Here is a 541-nt window from a genome sequence, read left to right as displayed (position 1 = left end):
CCACGACCCACCGCCACCACATTCACACCACGACCCACCAACCACTCACACACCACCGACCCCAACGCACCCCCACCACCAGTCACCAACACCGTGCCCTCCAACACCGGCACCCCACCACCACCAGTCACCACCGGCACCAACCGCGGCACCCGCACCTCACCACCACGAACCACCACCTCCGGCTCACCATCAACCACCAACACCTCACCATCGGTATCCACCAACACAAACCGACCCGGATGCTCCGACTGCGCCGACCGCACCAAACCCCGCACCGCAGCCACCGCCGGATCATCGCCGCCCGTAACCACCACCAATCGCTCATCCGCCACCACCGCCCCCTGCAACCGCGCCAACACCTCATGAACACCACCAGCCCGATACACCTCACCCTCAACCACCGACCCCGAAGCCACCACGGGCACCAAATCCACACCAAACAACGGCGCATGCCCGCCACCCAACTGACCAGCAACAACCGGCCGCAACACCAACGACTCCACCACCGCCACCGGCACACCCGCACCATCAGCCAACA

Annotated in this window: 1 protein-coding gene; it reads right to left on the bottom strand. The window is 65.4% G+C overall.

Annotated features, from left to right (window positions below; translation table 11 throughout):
• On the bottom strand, positions 1-515 hold a 515-nt coding region (locus LPA41_RS40870), incomplete at its 3' end, for a hypothetical protein (protein ID WP_229076873.1).
• Between the last annotated feature and the right edge of the window lie 26 nt (positions 516-541).

The organism is Actinoplanes sp. DH11 (assembly GCF_020873875.1).
Classification (GTDB): domain Bacteria; phylum Actinomycetota; class Actinomycetes; order Mycobacteriales; family Micromonosporaceae; genus Actinoplanes.
This window is presented reverse-complemented; position numbering and strand designations above follow the sequence as displayed.